Here is a 17,415-nt window from a genome sequence, read left to right on the forward strand (position 1 = left end):
CGGAACACGACCGGCTCGGTCACACCGGAACGGGTTCGACGGGCCGTTCGGCGGCTCGCGCGCGCCAGCGCTGATGCCAGGGCGCGTCGGGCGCGCCGTCGAGCACCCCGCCGTCCGGGTCGTCGGCGTAGGTGTGCCGGACCACGTCCAGCTCGGGCCGCACGATGTCCCGGATCACGAACCCGCAGAGCACCACCACGGTGATCAGGCGCAGGCTCGACGCGAGCACGAAGACGCCCTCGGGGAAGACCGGCCGGGACATGGCAGTGCCGAGCAGTTCGCCGTAGAAGGCGGCGAAGTAGCCGACCTCGGCGACCTGCCAGGCCAGGAACGCACCCCAGCGCGGCCGGGCGAGCACCGCGAGCGGCAGCAGCCAGAGCACGAACTGCTGGGACCAGACCTTGCTGAAGATGAGGAACGCGGCGACCACCAGGAAGGCGAGCTGGGCCAGCCGGGGCCGGCGCGGCGCCAGCAGGGCCAGCCCGGCCACGCCGAGGCAGGCCAGCCCGAACAGCAGGTACGACAGCCAGTTGAGGGTGGGGATGTTCGCGTTCAGCCACTCGAAGGGCCCGAGCTCGCCGGGTGCGGACGGGCTGATCCGGCCGTCCAGGTAGCGGCCGATGTACCAGAGCGTGCCCCAGTCGATGGGGCGCGTGGTGTTCAGGTCGAAGAAGCGTTCCCAGTTCTCCCGGTACGGGATCGCCACCGGCAGGTTCACCGCCACGAGCGTCACCAGCGCGGTCGCCGTGGCGACGAGCCCGGCCAGCATCTTGCCGGCGCGCAACGCGAGGACCAGGATCGGGCCGAGGATGAACAGCGGCCACATCTTGGCCGCGCCGCCCAGTCCGATGAGGACGCCTGCTACTCCGGGCAGCAGCAGCGCGTACCGGTCGGGCCGGGCGCGTGCCCAGGCCAGCAGGCCGAACGCGGCCAGGCCGATGGCGAGCAGGTCCCAGTTGACGGTGGCGGTGAGCACCAGCGCCGGGGAGAGCGCGAACAACGCGGCGTCCCAGGGTCGTCGTCGGCGCAGGCTGAGGATCACCGCGACGGTGGCGACGGCGAGCGCGCCGAGCACCAGCGCGTTCAGGTTGTAGAACCACTGGCCCTGGTTGATGGCGGGGTTGTCGGAGCCGAGGGCGTGCACCGGGAGGCCGAGGGCGCCCATGAAGTAGCCGGTCAGCACCGGGTACTCCACCGGGTGGTCGGCGTAGGGGACCTTGCCCTCGTTGAGCCCCTCGGCGTAGTAGAGCGCCAGCACGTCGGTGTAGCACATCCGGGTGTACTGGATGTTGTTCTGCCAGGCGCCGTCCTGGCAGGGCGACTTCTGCACCCAGTGCAGGGCCAGCGTCAGGCACACCAGGGCCAGCACGATCCGGCCGGCGGTCCAGAACCGGCTCTCCCGGCCGGCGCGCCGGTCGAGAGCGGCGGCGTGGTCGCCGAGCGGCCCGCCGATCAGGCCGGAGGCGCCGCGGACGAACCAGTCCGAGCGGGAGGGATGGTCCACCGTCTCGGCGGGTCGTGGCGCCGCCTCGGACGCGCCGGGCTCATCGATGCCTGCGGGCGACTGAGTGCTCATGGAGAGGCATCCTGCCGTACACCGGGGGTCGCCGTCCCGTCGCGCGCGGAGAAATTCCGGTACACGAAACGCGGCGGCGGCCGGACCCGAGGTCCGGCCGCCGCCGTCAGGTGGTACGCGTCAGTTCTGTCGTGTCGGTGGTGTGCTCGGTAGCAACCCACCGCCGCCACCGCCGCCACCGGGCCGTCCACCACCGCCGGGGAGCCCGCCTCCACCGGGGTTGGTGCCACCCTGGTCGCCGCCACCCGGGGTGCCGCCGCCGGGCGTGCCGCCGGGGCAGAACAGGCCGAGCGGGTCGCAGTTCTGGCCCGGCTGGCCGGGCTCGTTCGCCGGCGGTGGCACTTCGCCGTTGCCGGCGTCGTCCTTGCCGATGTTCGCCGCGGGCGGGAACTCTTCCTTGTCCTTGCCCTTGAGCGCGTCGTTCATGAAGCGCTGGAAGATGTCACCCGGCATCCGGGCGCCACTGATGTCCCGGCCGTCCTTGTACTTGATCGCCTTGCGGTCCTTGACGTTTCCGACCCAGACCGCGGTGGCGAGCTGCGGCGTGTAGCCGATCATCCAGGCGTCACCGTTGGCGGTCGTCTTGTCGTTGAGTTCCCAGGTGCCGGTCTTCTCGGCGACCTGACGGCCGTCCTCGAGCTTCTTGTTGATCTGGCCCGGGTACTGCTTCAGCACGGAGGTGACGTCGGCGACGATCTCCTTGTCGATCCGCTTTTGCGGATCGAGCTTCTCCCCGCCGAGCGTGTCCCACTGGCCGGTGTTCGGGTTCTGCTTCTGCACCTTCCGGACGAAGTGCGCCTTGTGGTAGATGCCCTCATTGGCGAACGTGGCGACGCCGTTGGCGTGGTCGAGCACCGTGATCGGGTACTGGCCGTAGCCGATGACGTGGAAGAACGGCGAGGGAGCCAGGTCCTTCGGGTCGGCCTTGGTCAGGTCGTGCGCCTTGGCCGGGTTGGTGTCGGTCTGCCACATGGTGGTGACGCCGGCCCGCTTGGCCATGTCGAGCACCTTGTCCGGCCCGATCTGCTCGGTGATGTAGTAGAACGGCACGTTCAGCGACTTCAGCGTCGACTGTTCGAGGGTGCAGGAGTCACCGCACTTGACCGTGTCCGCGCCGGCGTTGCTGACCTTGAACTTGGTGCCCTTCGGCGTGAACGCCGTCCCCTTCCACCGGGACTTGAGCGAGATGCCTTCCTTGAGCGCCGCGGCGAGCGTGTAGATCTTGAAGCTCGAACCCGGCGAGTGCCCGCCGCTTACTACGCCGTTGTCGACGTTCTTCCCGGCGTAGTCGGTGCCGGTGCCGTTGTCGCCGCCGTAGTAGGCGAGCACCCGGCCGGTCTTCGGGTCGATGGCCACCACGGCAGCCATCAGGTTCGACGGCTGGCCGGCGAGCTCGGAGCCCTTCTTGGCCCGTTGGGCCGCGGCGAGCGCCGCCTCCTGCATCTTCCGGTTGATCGTAGTGGTGATCTTGTAACCACCCCGGCTCAGCGCCTTGGAGCACAGAGGCTTCTTCTCGGTCGCCTCGGCCTCCTTGTCGGTGCAGAGCTTCATCTCGCGCAGTTCCTGCGAGACGTAGTTGACGATGTTGCCGTACGGGGTGTCGATGCCGAAGCCGCCGCCGCTGTTCTTCGACGGCTTCGCGATGTTCGTCGGGTACTCGGTGGGGTGCACCGGCGTGTTCGGCGCATCGAGCCACTTCTCCGTGATCATGCCGTTGATCACGTAGTTCCACCGGTCCAGCGCGGCGGTCGGGTTGATCGCCGGGTCGTAGCCCTGGTGGGTGGCGCTCGGCTCCGGCTGCTTGATCAGCGCGGCGAGCACCGCGGCCTCGGCCACGTTCAGGCTCTTGACGTCCTTGCCGAAGTAGGTCCGTGCCGCCGCCTGGATGCCGTACGCGCCCCGGCCGAAGTAGATGACGTTCAGGTAGTGCTGCATGATCACGCGCTTGTCGTACTTGTCGTTCAGCTTGGAGGCGAGGATCGCCTCCTTCACCTTGCGGCCGTACGTGTCCTGGTTCAGGTTCTCGAACGCGTTGCGCGCGTACTGCTGGGTGATGGTCGAGGCGCCCTGCTTGTCGCCGCCGGTGAGGTTGTTCCACGCGGCCCGGGCGATGCCCTTGTAGTCCACACCGGAGTGCTTGTAGAAGTTCCGGTCCTCCGCCGCGGCGACCGCGTGCTGGACGTGCTCCGGAATCTGGTCGATGGTGACGAGCTGCCGGTTCTGGTCGCCGATCCGGGCGATCGCGGTGCCCGTCGAGTCGTAGATGGTGGTGGACAGCGGCGGGATGGTGTCCTCCGGGAGCACCACCTTGGTGGAGTACCAGGTGAAGCTCACCACGCCGATGCCGGCGAGCATGATGAACACGGCGAAGCCGGCGATCAGGATGTTGATCCGGCGGCGCTTCTTGGCGCGCGCCGGGTCCTCACCGCGGCCACGCCGGCCGGGACCGAGCGGACCGCCGGGGCCGCCGGGACCACCGGGGCCACCGCCGGCGGCACCTGGTACCCGGGCGCGGCCACCGACTGCTGCCGCGCCGACGCTCGCGCGTCCGCCCACGCTCGCACGCCCGCCCACGCTCGCCGCGCCCACCGAGGCCCGCCCGGCCGGAGCGGCCGGGGACACCGGCACCGACGCCCGGCCGGCGCCGGCGCGCCCGGAGGCGCCGGGAGCCGGCGAGACGGGCACCGAGGCGCGGCCGCCCGTACCGGCCCGGCCGACCGAGGCCGAGCCGCGCGGGGCCGGAGCGGCGCCGCCGACCGAGGCCCGGCCGCCCGCGCCGTACGGTGTCGCGGAGGCGCGCGCCGAGGCGCCGCCGTCCGCCGCGCCGGACCAACCGTTCCCGCCCCGGCTCCCTTCGGAACCGGGGTCGCCGTTCGGGCCCGGGATCTGGGCCCGCCCACGCGAAGAACTGGGATCGCCGTAGTTCATTCCTCACACCCTGCCGGTCGCGGTGGGGCGCGGGGGCGCCGCCACCGGGTTGCCGTGAGCTGGAACACGGGACGTTACCCGCCGGCGGTACCGGCGCGTGCCCGTCAAATCCGACCTATTCGGACCAATTACGCTTAAAGGCTGTCGCTTCTGCCACCCGGGGAATGGGCCGGCAGCGATCGGGACAGCCACGTTCACCGTTGCGCCTCTCGCCTTCGCCGAGGGGTGGAGCCGTTGGCCGCGACCGACTCGTCCGCGTCCTCCGCCTCGCCCGCGAGACCGTCCCGGCCGAGCAGGAACTGCTCGACGAGATGGTTCCAGTCGCAGCCGGGGCAGACCTCCACCACGAACACCTGGAACTCACGCAGCGTCATGGCCAGGACGGGCAACTCGGCCCGGGTACGCGCCTGGCCGGCCGACTGCTTGAGTTCGTCCCCGTAAATGTAGTGGACGTGGATCAGGTTCTCGCTGCGGCAGATCGGGCAGCGGTGGTCGGTCGGCTCGCCGTGGAAACGAGCAGCGTTCTTCAGGTACGGCGAGGCGTCGCAGACGTCGTACGTGCCGATCCGTCCGGCGAGCAGTTCACGCAGCACAGCCCGCTTCTGAAGCGAGTAGTCGACGACCTGGCGCTGCGTACGCATGCGGGAAAGGGTACGCGCTCCGGCGAACCCAGGCGACCACGGTCACGATCCGTGATGATCGCGTCGCGTAAGCAGGGGTTTGCCCCACCCTCCCCTCTCCGCTAACGTGCGATGTATCGGTCCGATACATCGCGGTGGTTAGCTCTCCGCGCAGGGGGAAAAGAAGGGATGGCCCGTGCTCGAGCTCGCCATCCTCGGCCTCCTGCAGGAGGCGCCCATGCACGGCTACGAGCTGCGCAAGGAGCTGACCGCCAAGCTCGGCGCCATCCGGGCGGCGATCAGCTACGGCTCTCTCTACCCGACCCTGCGCCGGCTGCAGGCGGCGGGATGGATCGCCGAAGCCGCCGAGACACCCGCGACCGCCGAGGAGGTTCCCGCGCTGACCAGCCGACGCGGTCGGGTGGTCTACACCATTACCGCGGAGGGCAAGGAACGCTTCGCCCAGCTCATAGCGCAGGCTGGACCCGAGACGTACGACGACACGGGCTTCGGCGTGCACTTCGCGTTCTTCGCCCGGACCGACCAGGCCACCCGGCTCCGGATCCTGGAAGGTCGTCGCCGCAAGATCGAGGAACGTCGCGAAGGTCTTCGTGACGTGCTCGGCCGGGCAGCCGAGCGCCTCGACGCGTACACCCTGGAACTGCAACGCCACGGGCTCGACGCCTGTGAGCGCGAGGTCCGCTGGCTGGAGGAGCTCATCGCCAACGAGCGCTCCGGCCGGGCCCCGGCCGACCCGCGACCCGGGACGGCCGGTGGCCGAGGAGACAACGACAGCCCGCCCACGCCTGGAACGTCCAGGACAGAGCGGCCGTGATGAAGAAGAAGGAGGCAGACGCTATGGGCTCCGTCCGCGTCGCCATCGTCGGTGTGGGTAACTGCGCCTCGTCCCTCGTACAGGGCGTGGAGTACTACCGGAACGCCGACCCGAACGACCGCGTCCCGGGTCTCATGCACGTCACCTTCGGCGACTACCACGTTTCCGACGTGAAGTTCGTCGCGGCGTTCGACGTGGACGCCAAGAAGGTGGGCATGGACCTCGCGGAGGCGATCGTCGCCAGCGAGAACAACACGATCAAGCTGTGCGACGTGCCGCCGACCGGCGTCACCGTGCAGCGCGGCCCGACCTTCGACGGTCTGGGCCAGTACTACCGCGAGATCGTCGAGGAGTCGGACGCCAAGCCGGTCGACGTGGCGCAGGCGCTGCGCGACGCGCAGGTCGACGTGGTCGTCTCCTACCTCCCGGTGGGCTCCGAGGAGGCCGACAAGTTCTACGCCCAGGCCGCGATCGACGCCGGCTGCGCGTTCGTGAACGCCCTGCCGGTGTTCATCGCCTCGGACCCGGAGTGGGCGAAGAAGTTCACCGACGCCGGCCTGCCGATCGTCGGCGACGACATCAAGAGCCAGGTCGGTGCCACCATCGTGCACCGCGCCCTGGCGAAGCTCTTCGAGGACCGCGGGGTCGAGCTGCTGCGCACGTACCAGCTCAACTTCGGCGGCAACATGGACTTCATGAACATGCTGGAGCGCAACCGCCTGGTCTCGAAGAAGATCTCGAAGACCCAGTCGGTGACCTCGCAGATCCCGCACGAGATGAGCAAGAGCGACGTGCACATCGGCCCGTCCGACCACGTGCCGTGGCTGGACGACCGCAAGTGGGCGTACATCCGCCTGGAGGGCCGCTCCTTCGGTGACACCCCGCTCAACGCTGAGCTGAAGCTCGAGGTGTGGGACTCGCCGAACTCGGCCGGTGTCATCATCGACGCCGTCCGCGCCGCGAAGATCGCGCTGGACCGGAAGATCGGTGGCCCGATCCTCTCCGCCTCCTCGTACTTCATGAAGTCCCCGCCGGAGCAGTACGCCGACCACGACGCGCACGCCGCCGTCGAGGCGTTCATCGCCGGCGAGATCGAGCGCTGACACGCTGACACGCACAGGAAGGAAGGCCGGGTCCGCGCGGACCCGGCCTTCCTTCTTCGCGTACGTCAGGACCAGGCGCGCCGCAGCGCCACCGACGCCTCCAGCTCCAGCAGCGTCACCTTGCGCGGCAGCCCGCCGCCGAAGCCGACCAGCTTGCCGCCCGCGCCGACGATCCGGTGACAGGGCACGATCACCGGCACCGGATTGCGGTTGCAGGCCACCCCGACCGCCCGGGCGCCGCCGGGATCACCGACCGCCTTCGCCACCTCGCCGTAGGTAGCCGTCTCCCCGTACGGGATGCGGGTCATCTCCCGCCAGACGGCGCGCTCGAACTCCGAGCCCCGGGGCGCCGACACCGGGACGGTGAACTCGGTCAGCTCACCGGCGAAGTACGCCCGCAGCTCCGCCACCGCCAGCCGGGCCACCGCGTCGCCGGGTTCGCCCGAGGCCCCGTCCACCCGGCCGAAGTGCGCGCCGCGCACCGCGTCGTCGTCGGTGCCGACGGAGAACTCCCCGATCGGGGAGTCGAGCACGGTCCAGCGCATGTCACCTATTGTCGCGCGGCCGCCGACATTCTCCCCGAACGGCCCTGACCCGCCGCTGGACGTCCGCTGAACGAAGTCGATGTTGCACGGCGTCGATACCGTGCAGGTCATGGCCACCGGGACGCTCATTTTCCTGATCATCGGCGGGGTCGGTGTGGGCGTGCTGACGCTCGCCCTGCTCGGCTCGGGAGTGCTCCACCTCGGCCAGCCGGACGTCGACGGGCCGGTGTCGCTGGAGGCGGCCGCCGGGTTCACCGGGGCGTTCGGGTTCGGCGGCGCGATCGTCAACGAGTTGCTCGGGGGTCGTACCCCCGGAATGGTCGCGGCGGCGGTGGCCGGCGGCGCGCTCGCCGCCGTGCCCACCGGCTGGCTGGCGGCCCGGCTGAGCCGCGCGGCCCGCAACATGCGCACCGACGCCACACCCACCCGCGACCACCTGGCCGGCGCGATCGGGCTGGTGGTGACGCCGATCCCCAGCGGCGGCTACGGCGAGGTGCGGGTACGCCTCGCCGGTCAGCCGGTCAAGCTCAACGCCCGCGCCGACGGGGCGATGCCGGTCGGCACCCGGATCTTCGTGGTCGAAGCCCTGAGCGAGACCAGCGTGCACGTCGAGACCTACTGACCCCACCACACAGACGGGAACCCCCATGCCCCTGCTCGTCGCCATCGGCGGCGCGGTCCTCCTCGCCGTCGTCCTCGTCCTCTTCGTGTTGTCCCGGATCAAGGTGGCCGGGCCGAACCAGGCGTTCATCGTCACCGGCCGCAAGGGCCGTACCACCCAGACCGCCGACGGCGGCCGGGCCACCGACATGTCCGGGCAGAAGGTCGTGCTCGGCGCCTCGGTGTTCGTGCTGCCGGTGGTGCAGAAGCTCCAGTCGCTCGACCTGTCCAGCCGCCGGATCGACGTCAGCATCCGCGGCGCGGTGAGCAAGCAGGGCATCCGTACCGAGCTGCACGGCGTCGCGATCGTCAAGGTGGGCGGCACCGAGGACGCGATCCGGGCCGCCGCCCAGCGCTTCCTGAACCAGCAGGAGGAGATCGACAACTTCACCCGCGAGGTGCTCGCGGGCGCGCTCCGTTCGATCGTCGGGCGGCTCACCGTCGAGGAGATCATCCGGGACCGGGCGGCGTTCGCCAGCGCGGTCGCCGAGGAGGCCGAGCACTCGATGACCAACCAGGGCCTGGTGCTGGACACCTTCCAGCTTCAGGACATCCTGGCCGAGGGCTCCTACCTCCAGGACCTGGGACGGCCGGAGGCGGCCCGCGTGCTCAAGGACGCGGCCATCGCCGAGGCGCGGGCCCGCCAGCAGGCCGAGCAGGAGCGGCTGCTCGCCGAGGAGGCGATCGCCGAGGCGAACCGGAACCTGGCGCTCAAGCAGGCAGGCATCCAGGCCGAGATCGACGCGGCGAAGGCGAAGTCGGCGGCGGCCGGTCCGCTCGCGCAGGCCGAGCGGGACCAGGCGATCCTCTCCGAGCAGCAGAAGGTGGCCGAGCGCAACGCCGAGCTGAAGCAGCGCCAGCTCGACACCGAGGTGCGCAAGCCGGCCGACGCCGCCCGGTACAAGGTGGAGCAGGAGGCCGAGGCGAACCGCAACGCGGCGGTGCTCAACGCCGACGCGCAGCGGCAGGCCACGATCGCTGCCGCGCAGGCCTCCGCCGAGCAGGCCCGCCTCACCGGTGAGGGCGAGCGGGCCCGCCGGGCCGCGCTGGCCGAGGCGAACGCGATCGAGGGCGCCAAGGAGGGTGAGGCCGAGCAGCGTCGCCGTTCCGCGATCGCCGAGGCGGTCGAGCGGGAGGGCCAGGCCGAGGCCGCGGCGATCCTCGCCAAGGGTCAGGCCGAGGCCGACGCGATGGCCCGCAAGGCCGAGGCGTTCGCCGCGTACGGCGAGGCGGCCGTCCTGGACCTGCTGGTCAAGGTGCTGCCCGAGGTGGTCGGCGCGGCCAGCGCCCCGATCGGCGCGATCGACAAGATGACGGTGATCTCCACCGACGGCGCGTCCTCGCTGACCAAGTCGGTGGCCGGCAACGTCGCCCAGGGCCTCCAGCTCGGCAGCGACCTGACCGGCATCGACCTGGCCGGGCTGCTGGCGCGGCTGGGCAGCAGCGCCCAGCACAACGGCAAGACCACTGTGGACGGCAGCACCGTCACCCAGTGACGACGACGCCCGCCGGTTCCCCTCGGGAGCCGGCGGGCGTCGTGCTGTGGTACGGGTCAGAGCACGGCGACGACGAACTTCTCGCCGACGCCCAGGCCGAGGGTCGGGCTGTTCCAGTCGATCGTCCGGCCGGCGATGAGCTGGCTGGTGCCGGCGCTGCCGGCGGTGACCGCCTTCTCGTTGATGTTCGCGTACAGGTAGACCGAGCCGTCGGCGTTGTAGTCGAGGAACGACATCCCCTCCCACGCGCCGATCGAGGCGCCCCGGGCGATCAGCGGCTTCGCCCCGGCGCTCTCCGCCGTGACGAACTTGCCGTTGATCTGGGCCTTCAGGCCGAAGGTGCCGTAGCCGTCACCGACGTTCACCAGCTCGTACTTCTCCCAGGCGCCGACGGTCGCCGAGCGCGCGATCAGCGGCTTCGCCCCGGCGCTCTCCGCCGTCACGAACTTGCCACTGGCCACCGACTTGATGCTCACGAGGGGCGCCGGGGCGTCGAAGTCGAACTTCTCGGCGGTGCCGATCGCGGTCTTGCTGGCGATCAGCGGGGAGGTGGCGCTCGGCGCGGTGACGTACCTGCCGTTGATCGCCGCCTTCAGGCTGATCGTGCCGTCGGTGTTGTCGACGATCTGGAACTTCTCCCACGCGCCGATGGTGGCCGAGCGGGCGATCAGCGGCTTCGCTCCGGCGCTCTCCGCCGTGACGAACTTGTTCGTGACCCGCGCCCGCAGGCCGAACAGGCCTCCGCCGGCGTCGACCACGTCGTACTTCTCCCAGGCGCCGATGGAGGTGCCCCGGGCGATCAGCGGCTTCGCCCCGGCGCTCTCCGCGGTGACGTAACGGCCGTTGACGCGGGCCTTGAGCCCGTACGAGCCGCGGGCCGTCACGGCCGAGCCGATGTGCAGCAGCCGGTCGGTGGAGCCCATGATGTCGTGTACCGCGCCGCCGATGCCGGTGGTCACGACCGAGTCGCGTACCTGCTGCGGCGACCAGGCCGGGTGCTCCTCCAGCAGCAGCGCGGCGGCGCCCGCCACGTGCGGGGACGCCATCGAGGTGCCGCTCATCGACTCCGTGCCGGCGCTGCTGCCGGCCTTGGCCGAGACGATGCCGGTGCCGGGCGCGAACAGGTCCAGGCAGCGGCCGTAGTTGGAGAACCAGGCACGCATGTCGACCCGGTCGGTGGCGCCGACGGTGATCGCGGCGGGCACGCTCGCCGGCGAGGAGCCGCAGGCGTCCTGCATGCTGTTGCCGGCCGCGACGGCGTAGGTGATGCCGGAGGCGATCGAGCGGGTGACCGCGTCGTTCACGGCCTGGTCGACGCGATCGACGCCGAGGCTCATGTTGGCGACGGACGGCCCGGTGGCGTTGGCGGTGACCCACTCGATGCCGGCGATCACCTGCTCGGTGTCGCCGCTGCCGGAGCAGTCGAGGACCCGGACGGCGACCAGGTCGACGGCCTTCGCGACGCCGTACGTCGTACCGCCGATCGTGCCCGCCACGTGGGTGCCGTGCCCGTCGCAGTCCTGCGCGACGTCGTCCTGCTCGACCGCGTCGTAGCCGTTGCGGGCGCGCCCGCCGAAGTCCTGGTGGTCGATGTCGATGCCGGTGTCGATCACGTACGCGGTCACCCCGGCGCCGGTGGCCGGGTAGGTGTACTTGCCGTCGGTGCGGGTCTTGAGCTGGTCGATCCGGTCCAGGCCCCACGGCGGAGTGGTCTGGGTGCCGGCGGTGCTCCAGCGCTGAACCTGCTGGACGTACTCGACGTCCGGGTCGGCGGCGAGCCGCGCGGCCTGCCGGGCGTCCATGGTGGCCGAGTAGCCGTTCAGCGCCTTGCCGAAGACCCGGCGGACGGTGCCGCCGTGCTCGCCGGCCAGCGCGGACGCGGCGGACTTCACCTTGGCCGGGGTGGTCTTGCCCTTCTTGAGGACCACGATGTACCGGCCGGGCACCGCCTCGGCCGTGCCGGCGCCACGGACCGACGGTCGTTTCGGGTCGGCGAGGGCCGGCCCGGCGACTGTGGCGCAGAGGATGGAGGTGGCGCTGGTGAGGGCCAGCCCCACGAGCGCGGAGCGGCGCAGGCCGCCGTGACGTGTCATGAATCGACTCCCCGTGTCCAGCGACCGTCCGGAGCGGACGGGCGGATGAGATCGGACCAGCCGCATCTGTCGATCCGGCGGCTGCCGATGACTCATCATGCGGGAGACATCGACCGGAACGGGTCACCCGTTCGGTCGACACGCCGCCGTATCGTCGTCAGATCACGGACGCCGGTCTCAGCCGGTGATGCCCTCGTCGCGCGCCCAGCGCAGCAGCTCCGCCTCGGCCTCGTCGCGGTCCAGCGGCCCGCGCTCCAGGCGCAACTCCTTGAGGTACTGCCAGGCCCGGCCGACCACCGGCCCCGGCGGTACGCCGAGCAGCTCCATGATCGCGTTGCCGTCCAGGTCGGGCCGGACCCGGGCCAGGTCCTCCTCGGCGGCGATCCGGGCGATCCGCTCCTCCAGCGCGTCGTAGTCGGCCGCGAGCTGCGCGGCCTTGCGCCGGTTGCGGGTGGTGCAGTCGGACCGGGTCAGCTTGTGCAGCCGGGACAGCAGGTCACCGGCGTCGGTGACGTACCGGCGCACCGCCGAGTCGGTCCACTCGCCCCGGCCGTACCCGTAGAAGCGCAGGTGCAGCCCGACCAGCTTGACCACCTGGGAGGTGATCTCCTTGGAGTAGCGCATCGCCTTCATCCGGTTCTTGGTCAGCCGGGCGCCGACCACCTCGTGGTGGTGGAAGCTGACCCGGCCGTCCGCGCCGACCGCCTTTGTGGCCGGCTTGCCGACGTCGTGCATGAGCGCGGCCATCCGCAGCACGAAGTCGCAGCCGTCGGACTCCAGCGACATCGCGTTGCTGACCACTGTGAGCGTGTGCTCGTAGACGTCCTTGTGCTGGGCGTGCTCGTCGATGGTGAGCTTCAGGCCGGTCAGCTCGGGCAGGAAGCGCTCGGCCAGCCCGGTGTCGACGAGCAGGCGCAGCCCGGTGATCGGGTCGGCGCCGCAGAGCAGCTTGGTGAACTCGTCCCGGATCCGCTCGGCGGTGATCCGGTCCAGGTCGCCGGCCATCTCGGTCATCGCCGCCCGGACGTCCGGGTGGACGGCGAAGCGGAGCTGGGCGGCGAACCGGGCCGCGCGCAGCATCCGCAGCGGGTCGTCGCGGAACGACTCCTGCGGCGTCCCCGGGGTACGAATGATCTTGGCGGCCAGGTCGGCCAGCCCGCCGTACGGGTCGGTGAACCGGTGGTCGGGCAGGCTGACCGCCATCGCGTTGACGGTGAAGTCGCGGCGCTTGAGATCCTCGGTCAGGCTGGTGCCGTACTGCACCACCGGGTTGCGGCTGACCTGGTCGTAGACCTCCGCCCGGAACGTGGTGATCTCCAGGTTGAGGCCGTCGCGCTGGCAGGCGATGGTGCCGAACTCGCGTCCGGTCTCCCAGATCGACTCCGCCCAGCCGCGGATGACCTTGATGGTCTCGTCCGGGTGGGCGTCGGTGCAGAAGTCGAGGTCGTTGCCGAGCCGCCCGAGCAGTGCGTCGCGGACGGATCCGCCCACCAGGTGCAGTTCGTGACCGGCCCGGGCGAAGCGCCGGCCCAGCTCGTCGGCGACCGGCGAGACTCGGAGCAGTTCGGCGACGGCGTTGCGCTGCGCGGCGGTCAGTTCGCGGCGGTCGGCGGCGTGGGAGGCGGAGGCTTCGGACATGGGATCGCCAGCCTATCGGGCCGGAGGTGGATCGACCGCGCCGGGCGCGGGTAACGGGTCCGGGTTGACTAAGGTTCCGGTTGGGCAGGGCCGGCCGGGCCCGGTCGCCACGTACCCACTGGAGGCTGGCAGATGAGCGGCGGGCTCTACCGCAGCGCGAACGCGTCCGGCGGCGGCCTGCCGCCGGACGACGGCGCCACCTTCATCTCCGCCGAGCCGCTGAACCAGCCCGGCGTCGAGGCCGTCGCGCCGCCGCAGGAGGTGGTCGCCGAGACCAGCGCCGCGGCGAACAGCGCGGTGATGGCGATCGGCAGCCTGGTGAGCCGGGGTACGGGGTTCATCCGCAACCTGATGATCGGCGCCGCGCTCGGCACGATGGTCGGCGACGCGTTCACCACCGCCCAGTTCCTGCCCAACCAGGTGTACGAGTTCCTGCTCGGCGGCGTGCTGACGAGCGTCCTGGTGCCGGTGCTGGTGCGCCGCCGCAGGATCGACGCGGACCGGGGCGAGGCGTACGCGCAGCGCCTGCTGACGCTCGCGGTGCTGGCGCTCGCCGTGACCGCGCTGATCGCGGTGCTGCTGGCCCCGCTGCTGACCGCCGTGTACGCGGCCGGCGGCGACGATCCGGCGTACACCAAGCTCGTCACCCGGCTGTCGTACCTGATGCTGCCGATGCTGTTCTTCACCGGCATCAGCGCGCTGATCGCCGCGGTGCTGAACACCAGGGGGCACTTCGCCGCCCCGATGTGGGCGCCGATCCTCAACAACCTCGTCTCGATCGGCACGTTCGGCCTGTACATCGTCGTCTTCGGCGCGACCGGCCTCCGGCCCGACGAGGTGGGCTGGGACCGGATCCTGCTGGTCGGCGGCGGCACGCTGCTGGGCGTGGCGGTGCAGGCCGTCGGCCTGCTGCCCGCGCTGCGCAAGGTCGGCTTCCGGTGGAAGGCGCGGTTCGACTTCCGCGAGCTGGGGCTGCGCGAGCTGGCCCGGCTCGGCGCCTGGATGTTCTGCTACGTCGCGGTCAACCAGCTCGGCCTCTTCGTGGTGGTCAACCTGCTCAACCGGGCCACCGGCGGGGACGGCGAGAACGCCGGCCTGCTGATCTACAACAACGTGTTCCTGCTGCTGATGATGGCGCACGGCATCATCGCCGTCTCGATCATCACCGCGCTGATGCCGCGGATGAGCGCGGCGGCGGCCGAGAACCGGTTCCACGACGTCACCGCCGACCTGTCCCGGGGCACCCGGATGGTCACCGCGGTGCTCGCGCCCATCGCGGTCTGCTACGCGGTGCTGGCCGCCCCGATCTCGGTGGTGGTGTTCCGGTACGGCGCGTTCACCGGCGACAACGCGGTGGCCACCTCGACGGTGCTGCTGGTGGCGGCGCTCGGCCTGGTGCCGTTCGCGGTGAGCCAGCTCTTCACCTTTGCGTTCTACGCGCTGCCGGACACCCGTACCCCGGCTCTGATCAACATTCCGGTGGTGGCGCTGCGCGTGCTGCTCCAGGTGGGTTTGTTCCTGCTCTTCTCGAACACGTTCGCGGCGGCCGGGATGATGCTCGGCAACGCGGTGTCGTACCTGGCGGCGGCGATCATCTCGGCGATGCTGCTGCGGCCCCGGGTGGGCCGGATCGGGCTGGGCGGGATCATGCGGACGCTCGGCCGGGTGGTCGTGGCCGCCCTCGGCGCGGCGGTCGTCGGTGTGCTCGTGGTCGCGGTGCTCCCCGGCGACCCGGAGAGCCTGAGCTGGCTCGCCGCAGCGGTCCAGTTGGTGATCGGCGGCGCGGCGATCGGCGCGACCTACCTCGGGCTCGCCGTGGTGCTGCGGATCGGCGAGATCACCGAGGTGGTCGGGATGGTCCGGCGGCGCCTCGGGCGTTGACCCCCTCGCGGTGACCGACGGTGAACGAGGATCACCAGGCTGGGGATACGGCTGTGGATAACTTGGAATTCCGCCGTCCAATGGGCCTCTCGGCCTGTGGACAACCAACCGTACGGACGAGGGAGCGCAGGCCGGGGCGGGGAAAACCTCCCCGCCGCCGCACCGGTACGCCCCTGTGCCGCCTCCTTGCCGTCAACCTCTAGATTGGCGGTGCGTGTCCGGCTCGCCCGCCGGGTGGGCGGGCGACCCGGCCGGGGCCCGCGGCGACTGGCCTTCCGGCCGGTCACAGCGGGAAGATGACATGTCGGAGAACCGGGCATCCCGGGTAAGGTCGCTCTCGACGGGTACGACCGGGATCGACGCGGGTGTCGACACCGCGGCCGTTCCACCGAAGGCAGAGCGGGAAGCCACATGCCCAGCAGCACGGGTCCATCGATCGACGCGATCACCGAGGGAGGACGGGTGACCCAGGTCGGCGAGGGTCAGGAAGCGGAGGAGACCTCTCCTGCGGTCGTGACCTTCGGTGCTCCCACGGTCGGTGAGCTGCTCGCCGAGCGGTACGAACTGGTCGAGCACATCAACAACGACAGCGCGGGCCGGCTGGTCTGGCGCGGTGTCGACGTGGTGCTCCGCCGTCCCGTCGCCGTGGTCCTCCGCTACCCGGGTGGCGACTCCGCCACCGAGATGCTTCAGGCTGCGGTCGCCGCGAGCCGCGTCATCCACCCCAACCTGGTCGGCGTCTACGACGCGATCGACGAGGACGACCGGGCGTACGTGGTCCGCGAGTGGGTCGACGGGCAGTCGCTGCGCGAGATGGTCGCCGCCGACGGGCCGCTGGACCCGGCCCGGGCCACCGCGATCGGCAACGCCGTCGCCAGCGCCCTCGCCGCCGTGCACGCCACCGGCATGGTGCACGGCAACCTCCACCCCGGCACCGTCATGATCAGCGACGACGGCCGGGTGGTGCTCGCCGACGCGCGTACCGACGGCGCGGACAGCCAGGAGAACGACCTGCGCGCGGTCGGCGGGGTGCTCTACTTCGCCCTGACCGGGCACTGGCCGCACGGCGAGGCCCCGCTGCACGGCGCCACCGCCGGGCACGGCCGCGCCGCCCTGCCGGACGCCGTCCGGGACGCCGGCGGCGCCATCGCCGCGCCCCGGCAGATGCGCGCCGGGGTGCCGGCCTACCTCGACGACCTGACCATGGACCTGCTCGACCCGGAGATCCCCGCGCCGTCGTCGGACGTGCTGGCCGCCGAGCTGAGCCGGCTCGACATTCCGGCCGACGAGCAGTTCCTGGAGCAGGCCGGCCCGCTGCGATTCGCCGCCGACCCCGGCGAGGAGCCCTCCCCGCTGGCCGCGGCCGGTGGCCGCAAGGTCGCCATCGGCATCGCCGGCCTGCTGGCGGTCGCCCTGGTCGGGCTGCTCATCGGCATCAACGCGCTCGGTGGCGGCGACGACGGCGACAAGGAGCCGGTCGCCCAGCCGTCGAACAGCGCGCCGGCCACCGAGGGCGGGGCCGAGCCCGCCGCGCAGGTCCGCAAGCTCACCATTCAGGACGTACGGATCATCGACCCGGACGGCGACCGCGCCGAGGTGCGCAACGCCGAGAAGGTCATCGACGGGGACGACGACGAGGGCTGGGAGACCAACACCTACCGGACGAACGCCAAGTTCGGCGGCATCAAGAAGGGCATGGGCGTCTGGATCGACCTGGGCGCCCCGCACTCGGTCAAGCAGTTGGAGGCCACGCTCTCGGCCACCGGCGCCACCGTCGAGTTGCGCGCCGGCACCCGCGGCGACTTCCCGTCCACGTCCTCCGGTGACAAGCAGCTCGTCAACGCCTACTCGACGATGATCGGGCCGGCGAACGAGGACGGCGGCACCAAGATGATCTTCAACGCCTTCGAGCCGGACCAGAAGTACCAGTACCTGCTGTTCTGGATCACCAAGCTGCCGGTGAAGGACAACGGCAACACCTGGAAGCTCGGCGTCCAGGAGATCGTGGTCCAGGGCTCGTGACCCGGCTGCCGTCCCCGC

At 71.1% G+C, this 17,415-nt stretch carries 12 protein-coding genes; 6 read left to right on the forward strand and 6 right to left on the reverse strand.

Going from position 1 to position 17,415, the window contains the following annotated elements; all coding sequences use genetic code 11:
• Window positions 1-19: 19 nt before the first annotated feature.
• The 3 genes from O7611_RS28350 to O7611_RS28360 all read right to left on the reverse strand — a co-directional run bounded on the left by O7611_RS28350 (window position 20) and on the right by O7611_RS28360 (window position 5,145).
• Window positions 20-1,576: a glycosyltransferase family 87 protein gene (locus O7611_RS28350; RefSeq protein WP_194800302.1), complete on the reverse strand. Its 1,557-nt coding sequence runs from the start codon at window positions 1,574-1,576 to the stop codon at window positions 20-22.
• Between the two features lie 120 nt (window positions 1,577-1,696).
• Window positions 1,697-4,504, reverse strand: a complete 2,808-nt coding sequence (locus tag O7611_RS28355; RefSeq protein ID WP_194800301.1) for a transglycosylase domain-containing protein — start codon at window positions 4,502-4,504, stop codon at window positions 1,697-1,699.
• A 194-nt stretch (window positions 4,505-4,698) separates the two neighbouring features.
• Window positions 4,699-5,145 carry a DUF5318 domain-containing protein gene (locus O7611_RS28360; RefSeq protein ID WP_013289362.1) on the reverse strand — a complete coding sequence of 149 codons (447 nt, stop codon included), beginning with the start codon at window positions 5,143-5,145 and terminating at the stop codon, window positions 4,699-4,701.
• Between the two features lie 175 nt (window positions 5,146-5,320).
• On the opposite strand from O7611_RS28360, the gene O7611_RS28365 reads away from it, so the two are divergent.
• Window positions 5,321-5,959 (forward strand): PadR family transcriptional regulator, encoded by a 639-nt coding sequence (locus tag O7611_RS28365; RefSeq protein WP_120572535.1) that lies wholly within the window; start codon window positions 5,321-5,323, stop codon window positions 5,957-5,959.
• Window positions 5,960-5,982: 23 nt separating this feature from the next.
• The gene (locus O7611_RS28370) at window positions 5,983-7,062 is read left to right on the forward strand and encodes an inositol-3-phosphate synthase (protein WP_013289364.1); all 1,080 of its coding nucleotides are present in this window, start codon (window positions 5,983-5,985) and stop codon (window positions 7,060-7,062) included.
• Window positions 7,063-7,127: 65 nt separating this feature from the next.
• On the opposite strand, the gene O7611_RS28375 is transcribed toward O7611_RS28370, so the two are convergent.
• The gene (locus O7611_RS28375) at window positions 7,128-7,607 is read right to left on the reverse strand and encodes a methylated-DNA--[protein]-cysteine S-methyltransferase (RefSeq protein ID WP_269697859.1); all 480 of its coding nucleotides are present in this window, start codon (window positions 7,605-7,607) and stop codon (window positions 7,128-7,130) included.
• A 79-nt stretch (window positions 7,608-7,686) separates the two neighbouring features.
• On the opposite strand from O7611_RS28375, the gene O7611_RS28380 reads away from it, so the two are divergent.
• Window positions 7,687-8,229 carry a hypothetical protein gene (locus tag O7611_RS28380; protein ID WP_269697860.1) on the forward strand — a complete coding sequence of 181 codons (543 nt, stop codon included), beginning with the start codon at window positions 7,687-7,689 and terminating at the stop codon, window positions 8,227-8,229.
• A 25-nt stretch (window positions 8,230-8,254) separates the two neighbouring features.
• Window positions 8,255-9,763, forward strand: a complete 1,509-nt coding sequence (locus tag O7611_RS28385; RefSeq protein ID WP_194800298.1) for a flotillin family protein — start codon at window positions 8,255-8,257, stop codon at window positions 9,761-9,763.
• A 56-nt stretch (window positions 9,764-9,819) separates the two neighbouring features.
• Here O7611_RS28385 and O7611_RS28390 read toward each other — a convergent pair whose 3' ends face one another.
• Window positions 9,820-11,856: a S8 family serine peptidase gene (locus tag O7611_RS28390; RefSeq protein ID WP_269697861.1), complete on the reverse strand. Its 2,037-nt coding sequence runs from the start codon at window positions 11,854-11,856 to the stop codon at window positions 9,820-9,822.
• A gap of 177 nt (window positions 11,857-12,033) precedes the next feature.
• Window positions 12,034-13,494, reverse strand: a complete 1,461-nt coding sequence (locus tag O7611_RS28395; RefSeq protein ID WP_194800296.1) for a CCA tRNA nucleotidyltransferase — start codon at window positions 13,492-13,494, stop codon at window positions 12,034-12,036.
• Window positions 13,495-13,626: 132 nt separating this feature from the next.
• Between O7611_RS28395 and murJ the strand changes: the two genes are divergently transcribed.
• On the forward strand, window positions 13,627-15,375 hold the full coding sequence (gene murJ / locus O7611_RS28400) for a murein biosynthesis integral membrane protein MurJ (RefSeq protein ID WP_194800295.1): 1,749 nt from the start codon (window positions 13,627-13,629) through the stop codon (window positions 15,373-15,375).
• A gap of 411 nt (window positions 15,376-15,786) precedes the next feature.
• Window positions 15,787-17,397: a protein kinase family protein gene (locus O7611_RS28405; RefSeq protein ID WP_194800294.1), complete on the forward strand. Its 1,611-nt coding sequence runs from the start codon at window positions 15,787-15,789 to the stop codon at window positions 17,395-17,397.
• The last annotated feature ends 18 nt before the right edge of the window (window positions 17,398-17,415 follow it).

The sequence above is a fragment of the Micromonospora sp. WMMC273 genome (genome assembly GCF_027460285.1).
Lineage (GTDB): Bacteria > Actinomycetota > Actinomycetes > Mycobacteriales > Micromonosporaceae > Micromonospora > Micromonospora aurantiaca.